This is a genomic window from Gemmatimonadaceae bacterium, from assembly GCA_040882285.1.
GTDB lineage: Bacteria > Gemmatimonadota > Gemmatimonadetes > Gemmatimonadales > Gemmatimonadaceae > JACDCY01.
Map to the genome: position 1 here is coordinate 60,271 of JBBEBQ010000008.1, position 14,445 is coordinate 74,715.

The window sequence follows — 14,445 nt, forward strand, 5'->3', positions numbered from 1 at the left end:
CGCTGTGCGACGACGTCCCGGAGCCGCGACGGTAGCGCGCGCAGATCACGCGCGGGCAGCAGTATCGGCAGGAGCGATCGCGAGCTTACGAGGAGCAGCAATGGCCTGCGGTCCACCACGAGCCGATTGGCGTACCAGTCGCCGAGCGCGGTACTGGAAGGCGGGGCGTCCCCGGGCGTTACCGTGAGCGCCGAAGCCAGTTTCTGGGTACGCCTGAGAGTTACCGTCAAGCTGCCTGTGTCCAGCTGTTACCAAACACCTCATCGGCCGCAGGCTGCGCCGAAGCCCGCACGAACTCCACTTCAAAAACGTCCGGTCCGTGATTCAACGCTTGACCACGCGCCTGCTCCGGTGAGCGGGATGTCCGCTCTTAGCGCCCGCAGCCGCGGCACTCACTTTTCGACGGAATCCGGTTCGTTGCACTATGTGTGCAGCCCGTGCCATCTGCGCTGCTCGAATCGCGGCAGTCGGCTTGCGGGGGAGGATCGTGGCTCGGATAACGTCGGGACGAAGTTGGACGATCTGAAGTAAACGAGCGGCTGCTCCCCCAGGCGGTGCTTTGCCTTGCTCCCAGGCTTTAACTGTTTCCGGGCTCACGTTGAGGGCCGCAGCAAAAACGGGCTGCGAGATCTCGAGGTCTTTCCGGATTTTTCTCACGTCCGCCGCACCGAGTTCCGGTGCCGGTTCCGCCTCGACCTCCCGAGCTGTCACGGCGTACCTGCGCACCGCGGCTGGCTCTCGATCACCGCGCTCGATATCCACCACTTCACCCATTGCCTGGATGAGGCGCTCCCCAAAAGTCTGCTGGGGCTTCCGGCCCCCCTTCTTCCCGATGTTCCTCATCACTCTCCCTTTAGAACCTTCCGGAGCTTCGCGAGTTCCTTCTTTTCATCTTCAGTAATGTTGGTCTTGACGTTCTTCGTATAGACGTCGAGCAGGTAAATCCGACCTTTCTCGAGCATGACGAAATAGATGACTCTGGCACCGCCACGTTTCCCCTTGCCTGAAACCGCGACGCGAATCTTCCTCACTCCAGCGCCCGGGATTACATCGCCACCCATCGGGTTGCGCAGGATAGCCTGCTCGATAGTCCTCTGGAGGACGTCGTCAACGATGCCTTTTGCCGCAGCGGCATAAGAGTCGGTGAGAATGAACTCGTAGTAGGTGACGTTGCTCACCGGACAAGTATAGTAATGAATACCATAGAACGCAACCGCGGGGACTTGAGTGTCAGGACTGGAGCAGAGACAGGTAACTAACAAATCGGCCGCCCGTTCAGGCGGCCGAGGACTACTGATAGTTCCCTCGTTTCGGACTACTCCCCCGACGCCTTGCTCCGCCGCGGCCGGCTCGCCTTCTTCGCCGCAGTCCGCTGCTTCTTCGCCGCGATCTCGATCGGCACGATGTCCGGCGTCTCGCTGCCGTCGTAGCGCTTGGGCTGCTTGTACGTGAACCGCTGACCCTGGAAGTTCCGGAAGATCACCTCGTCGTCATTGATCTCCTCGACGTACTCCGGCAGCAGCGGCACCTTGCCGCCGCCACCCGGCGTATCTATCACGAACTGCGGCACCGCCAGCCCGCTCGTCCACCCGCGCAGCGCCTGGATGATCTCCAAGCCCTTCTGCACGGTCGTCCGGAAGTGCTCGCCGCCGGCGACCTGGTCGGCCATGTATATGTAGTACGGCCGCACGCGCGCCTTCAGCAGCTCGTGCATCAGCTTCATCATCACCTTGGGATCGTCGTTCACGCCGCGCAGCAGCACGGTCTGACAGCCCAGCGACATGCCGGTCTTCGACAGCCGGTCCAGCGCGGCCACCGCCGCCGGCGTCAGCTCGTCAGGATGATTGAAGTGCGTGTTCATGAAAACCGGGTGATACTTCTGCACCATCTCGCAGAACTCGGGCGTGATCCGCTCGGGCAGGTGCGACGTGATCCGGCTGCCGAGCCGGATGATCTCGATGTGCGGGATCGCGCGCAGCCGCTGGAAGATGTACTCCAGCCGCGCATCGCTCAGCATCATCGGGTCGCCACCCGACAGAATCACGTCGCGGATCTCGCTGTGTGCCTCGAGATACTGGAAGGCCGACTCGTACTCCTTCAGCGAAATCTTCTCGGGATCGCCCACCTTCCGGCGCCGCGTGCAGAACCGGCAATAGCTCGCGCACACCGGGCTCACCAGGAACAGCGCGCGGTCGGGATACCGGTGCGTGATGTTCGGCACCGGCGAGTCGCCATCCTCGTCCAGTGAATCGATCACGCCGTCCACGACGTCCAGCTCCGCCACGGTCGGGATGTACTGCTGCCACATGGGATCGCCGACTTCCTTGATGGCGTCCAACGCCGCGGGCGTGAGCCGCATCTGGAAGTTGTCGAACGCGGGGCGCAGCGCCTCCACATCTATGTTCTCGGCGCCGAACTTCTCGGCGAGCTTCTCCAGCGTGGCGATGCTCTGGTCCCTGAGTGTCTTCTGCCACTCGCTCATGCGCGGTTTACTCCCTCGTGCTCTTGGGTGCTGCGTTGGACGCCGGCAGCCGCCGGCTGGAGACGCTTCGTGTAGATGATCCTGTCGTCCGACCAGGCGTAGAAATCCGCGACCCGCCCGGCCTCGGTGTAACCACGCCTGGCGTAGAACCAGCGCGTCTTCTCGTAATCGTCGCGCGACGACGTCTCGGCGACGACCATCCGCGCATCCTTGGCGCGAAGACGCTGCTCGACCTCGGACAGCAACAGCGTGCCGGCGCCGGTTCCCGCGAGCGACGGGTCCACGGCGAGCCAGTACAGATCGAACGTCCCGTCGGTGTCCGGCGTCGGACCCCAGCAGGCGAAGCCCGCGAGCTGGCGCTCCGGCGTGAACACGCCGACGAAGTTGTAGTCGGGCTCCACGCCGGCATTTGGCGCCGACTCGGACATCGCTTCGTCGAACAGCTCGAGAGCCACGGCCATCTCCGGGTCGCTGAACGCGCCGGTCGCCGCGAGCAGCTCGGCGACGCGGCCGCGGTGCGCGGCGGCAACGGGGAAGACGCGCAGCCCGGAGGTCAACCGACTCCCGATAGCTCGAGCGCCCGATCCCAGCGGTCGGAGCGATCGATCCCGCGCTTGGCGAGCGCGACGTCCACGATCGCGAGGATCAGCTCGTCGTAGCTCATGCCGGCGACCTTCGCCATCCGCGCGAGGCCGGCGTCGGCCGAGATGTCGGCGTTGGCGTTCACCTCGAGCACCCACGGCCGGCCGCTCTCGTCGATCCGCAGGTCCACGCGGCCGTAGCCGGAGCCGCCGACGGCAGTCCACGCGGCGAGTGCGATCTGCTCGATCTCGCTGGCTTGGGTCTCGGTGAGATCCGCGGGACAGTTCGGCGCGGTGCCGAGGTCCTCGACGGAGCCGGTCGCCCACTTGGAGCTGTACGACACGATGTTCCACTTGCCGCGCGGCATCGCGCCGAAATCGATCTCCGAGATCGGCAGCACCCGGTCGCCGACGATGCCCACATTTATCTCGCGGCCCTGGACGAATCGCTGAATCAGCACGGCGTCCCAGATCTGCTGCATCGCCGCGACGCGGGTCTTCAAGCCGCGCATGCTGCGCACCACCGACCGCTGCTCGATGCCGAGCGACGCGTCTTCCGACACCGGCTTGCAGATGGCGGGGAAGCCGACGCTCTCGACCTCGTCGCCCGGGCGCGCGACGGTCCAGCGCGGGACCGGGATGCCGGCGCGGTCGAGAATCGTGTTGACCAGGTTCTTGTCCAGGCAGAGCGCGAGCGTGTTGGCCGGCGCGCCGGTGAAGGGGACGCCGAGCAGGTGGAGCACGCCGATGGACGGCGCCTCGAGCTCCGCGATCCCGTCTATCCCCTCGCACAGGTTGAAGACGAGGTCCACGCGCGCGCGGCGGAGCCGCTCGACCCAGCGCGCCTCGCCGTCCACGGGGAAGCGCATGCAGTGGTGCCCCGCGTCCTGGAGGATCGTCTCGATCTGCTCCACCGACTCGAGGATCTGCACGTCGGGTACGGGTGCGAGCGCCGACATCCCGTCGAACAGGATTCCGATCTTCATCGCGGCGGTCAGGCGGTGACTAACTGAGGCCGGCGCCGGAGCGTCAGGCCGTACCGCTTGGCGGCGGCGATGAGGCACGACTGGATGAGCTCGTCGTAGCCGATGCCCGCCGCGCGCGCGGCCTTGGGCAGACAGGAATTCTCCTCGGGGTTGGGCAGGATCCCGGGGAGCGGATTGATCTCGATGACGTTGGGCACGCCCGCCGAGTCGATGCGGACGTCGATGCGCGCCCAGTCGCGGCAGCCCGTGACGGTGTAGGCGTCGAGGGTGACGCGCTCGATCCGGCGCTGGAGCGGCAGGTCGATCTTTGCCGGGCACTCGAAGATCTCGAGCGGGTTCTCGGGGACGTCCCAGAGCCACTTGGCCTCGAAGCCGTAGATCGGGACGGCGCCGTCGGGGAGCGCGCCGAAGTTGATCGCGACCAGCGGGAGCACCTTAGCCTTGGCGCCGTTGCCGAGTATGCCGCAGGTGAACTCCGCGCCGGGGAGGAACTCCTCGGCGAGCACGGGCTGGCTGTACTCCTCGAGCAGCTCGGACGCGCGCACCATGAGGTCCGTCGGGGTGCGGCAGTAGTTCGCCTCGGTAATCCCCTTGGACGAGCCCTCGTGGACCGGCTTCACGAACACCGGATAGGTGAGCCGGTTGAGGGCTTTCGTGATCTGGGCGACGGTCCGGATCACCGCGAAGCGCGGGGTCGGGACCTGGTTGAACGCCAGCGCTTCCTTCGCGCGCGCCTTGTCGAGGCAGAGCGCGAGGGTGAAGGGATCAGAGCCGGTGTAGGGGACGCCGAGGAATTCGCAGATCGCGGGGACGTGCGATTCGCGGTTCCGGCCGTTCAGCCCTTCGGCGACGTTGAAGACGATGTCGGGTCGGGCGGCGCGGAGCTTCTCCGGAAAGTCGGCCGTGGCCTCGAGGCGGATCACCTCGCCGTAGGCGGAGAGGGCGGTCTCGACGGCGGCGATGGTCTCGGGGGAATCCCACTCGGCGAACTCGTCCATCGCGGGGGAGGGCTCGCTCTCGGAGTGGCTGATGGCCGGAGACGGCGAAGCCCCCGCGCCGCGGCGCGAAGTCTCGAATGCTGCTGGATCCGGTTTCTGGTTGAAAGCGAAACCGATTCTCGTCATCCTGGCCCGCGCTCTAAGGAAGAAAAACTTCAGCGCGGATTATAAAAGTCACTGGATTATGACGCAACGAAAAATTTCGGTCGCGCGGGGAAATTTTTTGGGAGAAAAAATTTCTCATAGGGAGAAAAATTTTTCAGGGCCGAAAAAAAGTTTTTGAAGGAGGGGGAGAATGAGGCTCGCGGAGTCGCGCGGGTCTTTTGAGATGGAGAGACGAGGTGTGCTAACGCCAGCCTACTGGTGGGGACAGGCGGGATCCTAGCTGTTAGCAGTGAGTGGACTAATCAGTGGTCAGCCCGGAAGTGATACCTGCGGACTGCCAAGTGATCAGTAGAGTTCCGGGAAACTTTACTCGTCACTGTCAGTGTATCTTCGCCGGTACTTCCTGCTCGGTACTGATTGGTCGACTCACCGCTAACAGCTAGGATCCCCTGTAAGAATCCCTGTGGGCGGCTCTACACCTTGTGGTAGGAGATCCTCGCCGCTTCCCTGCGGTCGTCGGCGGTGTAGATCTCGAAGTCCGAGAAGAAGCCCGGCGCCTCGGTCTGCATCAGTCTCAGCGCCGCCACCGCGAACCGTCTGATCTCCAGCTCGGCGCCCTCGGAGGAGCGGAGCTCGAGCATGGTCCGCCAGGCGCGGGCGTTGCCGGTCATGACGATCTTGGTCTCGGTGGAGTTCGGGAGAACTCCGCGGGCGGCTTCGCGGGCCATCTTGCGGCGGTGGATCTTGTCGGCGACCCAGGAGTAGCGCTCCATGAGCTGCTCGACCAGCTGGACGTAGGCGGTCTGCGCGGTGGCCATCTGGTCTTTCCAGGCTTTCTCGAGAGCTTCGTCCTCGAGGATGGCGGGGGGGATGACGAAGTGGGCTTCCGACTCGTCGACGTACCGCTGGGAGAGCTGGCTGTTGTGGGTCACGATCCCGTTGGCGACGAAGTTGTGGTTCTCGCCCGCCATTTCGATATCGTAGGTCTCCTGCTCGCCGGCGTAGGTCACCTTCACGATCCTGACCAGCTTCGGCATCACGACGAGAGATGCCGCGGGCCGAGGAGCGAGGAACGGGTCCGGCACCCTCAGGCCGGCGATGGATCGGGCGTACTCCATCTCACGCTGGAGCACCGGCGTTCCGTTCACCATGATCTCGCCGAGCTCGCCGGTCACGGCGAGCCCCTTCGGCGAAACGGACAACCCGCCCACCAGGTCGGCGAGGGATTTCCAACCGTCGCTCGAAAGAAATCGATGATCGCGGGAGCAGGTGATGCCCTTGCTATCCTCGAGCTCGACCTTAAAAACCGACTTGGTGCCGGAGCGCGAGACCGCGGCGATTCGACCCGTGGTGAAAGTTCCGGCGGCTTCATCGAGACAGCGGAGCCTGAGCAGCGCCAGCCGCGACCGGCCGTGGGGCGTCAGAGTCCTCTCGTAGATGCTCTTGATGGTCCGCTTCTTCGTGCCGTTCCGTTTTCCGCGCTGGCGGTGCTCGCTGTAGATCAGGGTGTCGCCCGACAAGCAGTATCCCCAACCGGCCCTGTGTCGGACGAGCTCGTGAGTGAGGGTGCGGGAGATTCCTTCGGCGAGAACCGAGTAATTCGCGTGCTCCAGGACGGAGCCGTGACCCTGCCGCTTGATGTTCTCCAGGTAGTCCCGGGTTTGCCTGTTGGCGGGATTGCGCTGGGACATGTAGCACAGCCGGCCGGCGAACTCGGCGAGCTTCTCGCCGTCGGTGGAATCGCCGAGCCAGTTCACCGGGAGATGCTCGGGCTCGGTGAAGACCGGACGGGAGATGATCGTGAGCTTGGGCGCGGAGTGGAACACGAAGGGCGGAGTTAGGGAAAGGCAAACGGCCAGCTGGAAGCTACCAGCCGCGAGCCTTTTTTTCAGCCCTCGTCAATTTTCGTGGTAGGGCACGCGGAGCGCCTCTCTCCGCGTCCTCACGCAGTCGACGGCTTGCGGGTCAGCAGTGAGAGAGCGAGGCCGAGGATCAGCAGCGCGAGAATAGTCAGGTGGATTGCGGAGACCGGCGGGGCGCCGACGCGGGGGATGGGCAGGAAGTACACGATCAGCTGTCGCCCCAGCTGCTCGAGCAGGAGCACCGCGAACATCAACGGAACCATGGCGCGGTAGCGAATCAGAACCAGGACGCACAGCAGGCCGAGCAGGAGCCGGGAGAGCCCGAGCATCGCGAAGAGAGAGAGAATCGTCTGCGTGGCGGCGGCGGGGAACGTGTCCAGCGGGATTCCGTCCGCGCTGCTCGCCGCGAGGTAGCCGTTGAAGATGGAGCCGAGGCCGATGGCGACTCGCACGAGGGCGACCAGGCCGAAGATGACCAGCGCGAGCTTGTAGCCGCGATAGCTGTTGTCGAGGCGGCGAGGAAATAGCCGGCTGAGCATGGGCTTCGATCCCGGAGCTAGAGTGGACGCAGCAGCGACAGGCGATGCGTTGCGTACGCTTTGTCCCGGGCGACGGTTTCGAGAGCGACCAGCGCGGGGACGGGCAGCGGCTCCAGCTTGGGATCGTACTTCACGGCTTCGAGCGGCTGCTGGCCGGTGAGCGAGAGCTTCACGCCGGGGTTCAGGATGTTCGCCGGATCGAACGTGTCCTTCACGGCGCGGAACAGGTCGAGCGCGCCCGGCTGCTTCCACGCCCGCGGGAGCAACGGCGCGCGGAGCCGGCCGTCGCCGTGCTCGCCGGAAAGAGTGCCGCCGAGCGTGACGACGAGGTTGGTGACTTCGTTCAGCAGGGATTCGAGCCGGGCACGCCAGTCGGGGTCGCGCACGTCGATCAACGGGTTCACGTGCACGTGGGCGTCGCCGGCGTGGCCGAAGATCACGCCGTCGAGCCGCTGGCGGGCGAGCGCGGCGCGAACGCCCCGGATGTAAGCCGACATCTGCTCGGGCGGGACGGCGGCGTCCTCGATCAGCTGTACCGATTTGCGCGCGGGATCCTTCGCTATGATCGGGCTCGCCGCGTGCCGGAGATCCCACAGCTCGCGCTCCTCGGCGGGGAGCGACGCCTGCTCGACGGACAGCGCGCCGCACTCCGTGAGCGCGGCCTTCATCCCCTTCATCTGGAGCGCGGCACCGGCTTCGTCGTCGGCTTCGACCTCGATGAGGAGGACCGCCATGGCGCCGCGCATGAACTTCGGCAGCACGCCGCCGGCGTCGGCGATCTTCAGGAAGCTGGCGTCGAGCAGCTCGCACACGCTGGCGCCGAGCTGGCGGACCGCGGTCGCGGCGGAGGCGACCTGGTCGAGATCGGCGAAGGTCGCGCGGAGACTGCTGGTCGCGCCGACCGTGGGGGCCAGCTCCAGCTCGACGCCCACGACGAGCGCGAGGGTGCCCTCGCTGCCGATGATGAGATCGACGACGTCGCCGGTCCGGGCGAACTCGGCGACGGCGTAGCCCGACGATTCCTTGCGCACGCCGGCGTGGCGGGCGGCGGCGCCGTCCTCCAGCAGCCGGGCGTGGAGACTGTGCTCGAAGCGCTCGAGCGGGGGAATGTCGGTGTCGGAGGAGCGTTGGGGACCGCGACGGATGGTCGCGCGCGAGCGGTCGGCGAAGACGCAGTCGAGCGCGGTGACCCACTCGCGGGTGGAGCCGTACTTGAGCGTGTGCGCGCCGGACGCGTTGGTCGCGACCATCCCGCCGATGGTGCAGAACTCGCCGCTCGCAGGATCGACAGGAAAGCGGAGACCCGCGGCCTGCGCGGCGCGGTCGATGTCGCCGCGGAGCGCGCCGGGCCCGCACCACACCCGGCCGGTGGAGTGGTCGAGGGTGATCTCCTTCATCAGCGAGAGATCGATGATCAGGCCGGGGCCGATTGCGCCGCCGGACATGGACGAGCCGGAGCCGCGGGCGGTGATGGGCATGTCCGCGGCCGCGGCCCATTGAACCAGCGCGCGGACCTCGTCAGCCGTTGTGGGGGCGGCGACCGCGGACGGCATGATCCGGCCGATGCCCGCGGCTTCGGAGTAAACGGCGCGGGAGATTAGATCGGAAAGAACTGTTGGCGGTGCGGGGGATGGCACGGAGCGTTACTCAGGCCCGAGGGATTTTGATGGGGGATCCAAGTTTGGAGTGTGGCAGTTCGGAGGTGTGAGTAGGGAGTAACTCCCCCACTGACTACTCCTCACTGCCACACTCCATACTTGGATTCCCCCGCATCCTACTTCGGGCCTGCTAAGCGATTCGTGCCTGCCCCACGCACCGGAAGCCGCAGTTCTCCATGCTCGATCCGGTCCAGCACCTGCTCGATCGCGAGCTGCACCCGGCCGGCCACGGCGCGGTGGCTCTCCATCGTGGCGTACGCCGCCGAGCCGAAGCCGAGGAGGGGGACGAGCGCGCCGGCGACGATGAAGATGGGCGCGGCGGTGATGGCGACGCCGAGGAGCGCGGCGACACCGGCGAACACGACTCCGAGCCCGCCGATGATCGTCGCGTTGCGAACCCGGGCGCCGCGGCTCTGCGACATGTCGGCGTCGATGCGGATGTGGGCGCGGCCCGGCGCGACCTCGGACACGGTCCCAGCCACCGACGCGGCGCGCACCAGGTCGTAGCCGCGGCCGGCGACGTTGACCGAGCGCTTGATCCCGCTCCACAGCCCGCGCTGCGGCTCCCACACGATGCGCTCGCCGAAGCGGCGCTGCACCTGGAGACACTCGTTGTCCCGCATCCAGGAGTCGACCAGCGCGAGAACCCTAACCGGCTCGCCCGCGACGGTGCGGCTGGCCGCCGCGTAGCTCGGGCCGGCGACTTTGGCGACGAGCCCGCTCTCCTCGATGAGCTGCACCCGGGTGCGCTCCTCCGCGAGCGCCTGGCGGAGGACGCCGGGCGAGAGGCCGACTTCCTTGCCGATCTCGATGATCTGGGTCTCGGAGATCTCCTCGCCGGTATCGCCGACGGCGCCCGCGAGCTGGATCTCGGCGGCGCGGGCGAGGACGCGGTCGAGGGCGGCGCGATCGAGCGTCCGACCTACAATGGCGGTGGACGAAGATTCCGGTGGTTTGGGGTCAGGCGACATGCCGTCGTAATCTAGGGAGCGCCAGGGAGAATCCGAGGGTGTTGACGGGGAATCCAAGTTCGGAGTGTGGCAGTCAGGAGTTGGCAGTGAGAAGTACAATCACTTCCTACTGCCTCACTCTCAACTGCCACACTCCGTACTTGGATTCCCGTTCCCCCGGGGAGGACTAAATCCCCCCGAGAACTACGTCCAATTGGCGGGTGAGTGCCGTGCGGATTGTCTCCGGCAGCGGGAACACGCTCGCCAGCGTCGTCTGGGGGTTGGTCCCGGGCGACCGGTTCGCCGCGCGGAGGTAGTAGCGGGCGTAGCCGTCGGCCAGAGAGGGAATCGTCTTCTGTAGCAGGAGCAGCCCGCCGCGGACGGCCGCCGCGCCGACGTAGCGGTCGCCCAGCCCCTCGCGCTGCTCCGTCGGCGTGATGTTGTCGGTCACCGCCGTGGCGGCCGCGGCGAACATCAGCTCGTGCACGATCACGTAGATCGCGTCGCGCGCGGTGCTCTCGCTCGCGGGGAAGGTTACCGCGGTGAGCGTGTTGTTCCGGCCGGCCGCGAGCGTGCGGCCTTCGCCGTTGAGCGGCAGCGAGAGGAACGCTGTGCCGTCGCCCTGCTGGCTGTTGCTCATGTACGTCTGGAGCGCGGGGCGGTGCTGCTGCCAGAGCGCGTCGACAGCGCGCGCGACGAGCGCGCGATTGGCCTGCTCGCGCAGCCAGTAGTCGTGATAGAAGCGCGCGCTCTCCTCGTTGAGCGCTTGCCAGAACAGGCGCAGCCAGTCGCGGTCCTGGCCGGTGGGGAAGTACCGCGCGAGCAGCGCGATCGCGTTCGCTCCCTCCTGCGACGTCGCACGGCGCGGATCGCCGTCGGCCTGGATGAACATGTTGATCGCGGCGCGCATGTCATCGGGCGAGCCGAACTGGAGCGGGAGGAAGTGCGCGTTGCCGAGCTGCGGATTGACGATGAATCGCGCCCTGAGCGCCGCCATGTTGGCGTCGAGCTGGGTGGATATGTTCGCGCGACTCCGGATCCCCTGCAGCTCGGCCTTGTAGCCGCGCTTGAACAGCGGCACCAACGACGTGTCGTCCTGGATCATCGCGTAGCCGTGCAGCCAGAGATCGAGGTGCTCGCGCGTGCGGATCGGCCACGTCTCCGCGGCGGACACGGTCTGGTCGGCCGATCCGGCGCGGCCGTCGTCTGGCAGGGCGGTCGTGCCGGCGGAGGCGCACGCGCCGATCGCGGCGGCGGCGAAACCAAGCAGAGTGAGGCGAATGATCTTCGTCATGACGTGGTCCCGGTTAAGAAAGCGTCAGGCGTTGGGCCGGCCGCACCCGATGCAGAATTTCCAACCCTGCTCCATCTCGGTGCCGCACGCGGGGCACTGGCTGCGCGCAAGGTTCTGGCCGCAGTACGGGCAAAAGGTGACGGCACGCCCCTCGGGCAGAGTGCCGCCGCAGTAGCGGCACCCATGCGGCTCGCCCGGCTGCGAGGCCGAGCCGGAGCCCGCGGGCCTCGCGGGCCGCGCGGAAGGCGGGGGCGAGTCGCCGTCGCTCACGCGCTGGTCGAGCCTCGCGGTGTCGGTCGCTCCCGCGGCGGCCGGCGTCATGGCGGGCCGAGCCATGGCGGGAGTGGCGCGCGCGCGGTCGGGCTGCTTCTCCAGGGCGGCGGGCGAGAGCGAGATCTGCGTCGTCGCGAACTCGCGGAACGCGCCCGTGTCGGGGTTCTGCGAGGAGATCTCCTGCTTCAGCGTGTCCTGCATCGCGTCGTCGCTGACGATGTAGTCGCGCTCGCCGGAGAGCAGCCGCATCACCGCGAGCTCGTAATCCTGATTGGTCTCGATGCCGAGCTCGCGCCGGTTGTGGCGGTATGGAATCAGCTGCTCGTACAGCTCGGCGACCGTGAACGGCAGTGTGAGCTGCTCGGGCGAGCGCGACTTGATGTTCTGCACCAGCCGCTGAAAGACGCGATCGAGATCATCCATTGCGCGTACCCTTGAATGTTGTCGCCGTTGGAAACGGCGCGACGGCGCCGAGCGCTTTCACGCCCGGTTTCTTGCCGGCCATCCACTCGTCGAACAGCGAGCGCTGCAGGCCGTCCGAGCTCGACTGCTCGGCGGCAGCCCGGAGCGCCATGTAATTGGCGTACTCGTTCTGCGGGTGGCCGGCGTGCCCCCGCACCCACTTCCATTGCACATCGTGTGCACGGACGGCCTCATCCGCTTGTTTCCAGAGCTCGAGGTTCAGGATGACGCCTGTTTTGCGGCGCCAGCCGAGGGCTTTCCAGGCGGGGACCCAGCGGGACATGCCCTCGATGATGTACCTGGAGTCGGATATGAAGACGACGTCGAAGCTGCGGCCCTTGCTGGAGATGCCGCGGAAGGCCTCGATGACCGAGCGGAGCGCCATGCGGTTGTTGGTGGTCGTGGGCTCGGAGATCCAGTAGTCAAACCGCTTGAGCTTGCCCGTTTTCTTGCTGACCCACTCGATCACGCCGGCCGCGCCGCCGGGGTTCTCGCCTTCGCGGCCGTTGCCGAGGCAGGACTCGTCGGCGTAGACGGCGAGCAGCGCGCGCGGGTCGGGCCGCGGTTGCTCGGTCACCAGACGACCTCGAACGAATCGATCTCGTCGAGGAAGAACTTCATGGTCTCGCCGGTGGTGGGATGGACGGCGTACAGCCGCTCGCGGCCGGAGGTGCCTTCGAGCTTTTGCGGAATGACCGAGAACTCGCTGCCGCGGCGGCGGATGACGATGCGGCGGGCGTCGAGCACTGCCCGTTCCAAGGCGTCGTACTGATTTGGAGTGAAGTTGGACATCGACTGATGGGTGACTAGTGACTGGTGACTAGTGACTGGTAACTGCCTTTGAATGGTTGACTAGTCACTAGTCACCAGTCACTAGTCACGGCCTCCATGCTCCAGCGGTGGAGGAGGCGGGTTAGCACCGAAGTCGCGGTCTGGATCTCGTCGACCGAAACGTACTCCTCGGCGGCGTGGGCGAGCGCGATGTCGCCGGGGCCGAAGCAGATCGCGGGGATCCCGACGGCGTTGAAGAGCGCGGCGTCGGTCCAGGCGGTGAGGCCCTGGATGCGGGCTTCCTCGCCTTCGTCCTCGAGCGCGGCCTCGAGCGCGCGCACGATGGGCGCGTCCACTGGGACGTCGCTGGGGAGCTGCTGGGTCTTGAGGGTGGCGGTGGCCTTGAGGTTGGGAACGCGCTCCTTCACGCGCCGGAGCGCGGCGTTGATCTCGGCGAGCGGATCGCGCTTGAGCGGATCGGAATCGTCGAAGCTCGTCGGGCTGAACTTGAGCCACTCCGACCACTTGAGGCCGGACGCTTCCCGCGGCACTGTCCGGCGCTCGACGGAGAGCACGCACGATTCGGGATACGTGGACATCCCCGTGCCGCCGCGGATAAGCGACGCGTGCAGCGACGCGTGGCCGAGCAGCGGGTGCGTGCGGTGCGTGAGCACCGCGAGGTTGTAGGCGTCGAGCTCGGCGAGCAGCAGCCCCGCGTGCGTGATGGCGTCCACGCCGATGTCGTACCGGCTGCCGTGCGCGGCGACGCCCTCGAACGCGATGTCGATCCAGGCGAAGCCGCGGTGCGCGGGCGCGATCGCGAGACGGGTGGGCTCGGTGACGATCGCGGCGTCGGCTTCGATACCGCTCGCGAGCAGCGCGCGGGTGCCGATGCTTTCGTACTCCTCGTCGCACACCGCGGCGATAGTGACGCGGAGGTCGTCGCCCTGGTCCCACGAGCGGACAGCGGCGGCGCACATCGCGGCGATGCCGGCCTTCATGTCGGCGGATCCGCGTCCCCAGAGCCGGCCGTTCCTTATCTCGCCGGCGAAGGGCGCGTGCCACATCCCCTCCGTGCCGACGACGTCGAGGTGGCCGTTGAGGATGATCGAGCGCAGACCGCTCCCGCCGGTGGCGACGACGTTCGGCCGGCCGGGCGCGGCTTCGATGATCTTCGTGAGGAAGCCCCACTTGCGGAGCGTGGCCGCGAGGAATTCGGCGGCTTCCATCTCGCCCGCGCCGCCGGGAACGAGCGTGGGATTGACGGAGTCGATGCGCACGAGCGCCTGCGCCAGCGCGACGGCGTCGCCGCGCGCCGGCAGTGCCCGATGCTTCATCCTGGAATGACGCGTCCGCCCACGCGGCTGTTACTTAGCGCCGCGCTTTCCTGGCGGCTGGCTTTTTCGCGGGCGCTTTCCTGGCCGGAGCTTTCCTGGCGGCCGGCTTCCTGGCGGCCGGCTTCCTGGCGGCCGGCTTCCTGGCGG

Annotated in this window: 15 protein-coding genes; 1 reads left to right on the forward strand and 14 read right to left on the reverse strand. The window is 66.8% G+C overall.

What is annotated here, in order from left to right; all coding sequences use genetic code 11:
- Positions 1-842: 842 nt before the first annotated feature.
- From WEA80_05025 to WEA80_05045, 5 genes are all read right to left on the reverse strand, one after another.
- On the reverse strand, positions 843-1,178 hold the full coding sequence (locus WEA80_05025) for a type II toxin-antitoxin system RelE/ParE family toxin (GenBank protein MEX1185932.1): 336 nt from the start codon (positions 1,176-1,178) through the stop codon (positions 843-845).
- Positions 1,179-1,315: 137 nt separating this feature from the next.
- The gene (locus WEA80_05030; protein ID MEX1185933.1) at positions 1,316-2,482 is read right to left on the reverse strand and encodes a KamA family radical SAM protein; all 1,167 of its coding nucleotides are present in this window, start codon (positions 2,480-2,482) and stop codon (positions 1,316-1,318) included.
- On the reverse strand, positions 2,479-3,039 hold the full coding sequence (locus WEA80_05035) for a GNAT family N-acetyltransferase (protein MEX1185934.1): 561 nt from the start codon (positions 3,037-3,039) through the stop codon (positions 2,479-2,481). The genes WEA80_05030 and WEA80_05035 overlap by 4 nt, the downstream gene beginning before the upstream one ends.
- Positions 3,036-4,049, reverse strand: a complete 1,014-nt coding sequence (locus tag WEA80_05040) for a hypothetical protein (protein ID MEX1185935.1) — start codon at positions 4,047-4,049, stop codon at positions 3,036-3,038. Before WEA80_05040 ends, WEA80_05035 begins: the two co-directional genes overlap by 4 nt.
- Before the next feature lie 8 nt (positions 4,050-4,057).
- Entirely contained in the window at positions 4,058-5,047 is a 990-nt protein-coding gene (locus WEA80_05045; protein MEX1185936.1) for a hypothetical protein, read from the reverse strand.
- 31 nt (positions 5,048-5,078) lie between these two features.
- Here WEA80_05045 and WEA80_05050 point away from each other — a divergent pair, with 31 nt between their 5' ends.
- Entirely contained in the window at positions 5,079-5,330 is a 252-nt protein-coding gene (locus tag WEA80_05050) for a hypothetical protein (GenBank protein ID MEX1185937.1), read from the forward strand.
- 295 nt (positions 5,331-5,625) lie between these two features.
- On the opposite strand, the gene WEA80_05055 is transcribed toward WEA80_05050, so the two are convergent.
- From WEA80_05055 to WEA80_05095, 9 genes are all read right to left on the reverse strand, one after another.
- Positions 5,626-6,978, reverse strand: a complete 1,353-nt coding sequence (locus WEA80_05055) for an FAD-dependent thymidylate synthase (GenBank protein ID MEX1185938.1) — start codon at positions 6,976-6,978, stop codon at positions 5,626-5,628.
- Positions 6,979-7,094: 116 nt separating this feature from the next.
- The gene (locus WEA80_05060; protein MEX1185939.1) at positions 7,095-7,553 is read right to left on the reverse strand and encodes a hypothetical protein; all 459 of its coding nucleotides are present in this window, start codon (positions 7,551-7,553) and stop codon (positions 7,095-7,097) included.
- A 17-nt stretch (positions 7,554-7,570) separates the two neighbouring features.
- Entirely contained in the window at positions 7,571-9,190 is a 1,620-nt protein-coding gene (locus WEA80_05065) for an FAD-binding oxidoreductase (GenBank protein MEX1185940.1), read from the reverse strand.
- Positions 9,191-9,327: 137 nt separating this feature from the next.
- Complete coding sequence (locus WEA80_05070; GenBank protein ID MEX1185941.1) at positions 9,328-10,182, reverse strand: hypothetical protein; 855 nt, start codon at positions 10,180-10,182, stop codon at positions 9,328-9,330.
- Between the two features lie 166 nt (positions 10,183-10,348).
- Positions 10,349-11,455, reverse strand: a complete 1,107-nt coding sequence (locus tag WEA80_05075) for a hypothetical protein (protein MEX1185942.1) — start codon at positions 11,453-11,455, stop codon at positions 10,349-10,351.
- Between the two features lie 24 nt (positions 11,456-11,479).
- A complete protein-coding gene (locus tag WEA80_05080; protein ID MEX1185943.1) occupies positions 11,480-12,151 on the reverse strand; it encodes a zinc ribbon domain-containing protein in 672 nt (223 codons plus the stop codon).
- Positions 12,144-12,767, reverse strand: coding sequence for a ribonuclease H (locus tag WEA80_05085; protein MEX1185944.1), 624 nt, complete (start codon positions 12,765-12,767; stop codon positions 12,144-12,146). Before WEA80_05085 ends, WEA80_05080 begins: the two co-directional genes overlap by 8 nt.
- A complete protein-coding gene (locus WEA80_05090; protein MEX1185945.1) occupies positions 12,764-12,949 on the reverse strand; it encodes a hypothetical protein in 186 nt (61 codons plus the stop codon). The genes WEA80_05085 and WEA80_05090 overlap by 4 nt, the downstream gene beginning before the upstream one ends.
- A 104-nt stretch (positions 12,950-13,053) precedes the next feature.
- Positions 13,054-14,298 (reverse strand): M20/M25/M40 family metallo-hydrolase, encoded by a 1,245-nt coding sequence (locus tag WEA80_05095; GenBank protein MEX1185946.1) that lies wholly within the window; start codon positions 14,296-14,298, stop codon positions 13,054-13,056.
- Between the last annotated feature and the right edge of the window lie 147 nt (positions 14,299-14,445).

What these genes read in the sequence shown, in the direction of transcription:
- WEA80_05030 (MEX1185933.1), bottom strand. Translation starts at nt 2,482, where the DNA reads ATGAGCGAGTGGCAGAAGACACTCAGGGACCAGAGCATCGCCACGCTG.
- WEA80_05040 (MEX1185935.1), bottom strand. Translation starts at nt 4,049, where the DNA reads ATGAAGATCGGAATCCTGTTCGACGGGATGTCGGCGCTCGCACCCGTA.
- WEA80_05045 (MEX1185936.1), bottom strand. Translation starts at nt 5,047, where the DNA reads ATGGACGAGTTCGCCGAGTGGGATTCCCCCGAGACCATCGCCGCCGTC.
- WEA80_05050 (MEX1185937.1), top strand. Translation starts at nt 5,079, where the DNA reads ATGGCCGGAGACGGCGAAGCCCCCGCGCCGCGGCGCGAAGTCTCGAAT.
- WEA80_05060 (MEX1185939.1), bottom strand. Translation starts at nt 7,553, where the DNA reads ATGCTCAGCCGGCTATTTCCTCGCCGCCTCGACAACAGCTATCGCGGC.
- WEA80_05070 (MEX1185941.1), bottom strand. Translation starts at nt 10,182, where the DNA reads ATGTCGCCTGACCCCAAACCACCGGAATCTTCGTCCACCGCCATTGTA.
- WEA80_05075 (MEX1185942.1), bottom strand. Translation starts at nt 11,455, where the DNA reads ATGACGAAGATCATTCGCCTCACTCTGCTTGGTTTCGCCGCCGCCGCG.
- WEA80_05080 (MEX1185943.1), bottom strand. Translation starts at nt 12,151, where the DNA reads ATGGATGATCTCGATCGCGTCTTTCAGCGGCTGGTGCAGAACATCAAG.
- WEA80_05095 (MEX1185946.1), bottom strand. Translation starts at nt 14,298, where the DNA reads ATGAAGCATCGGGCACTGCCGGCGCGCGGCGACGCCGTCGCGCTGGCG.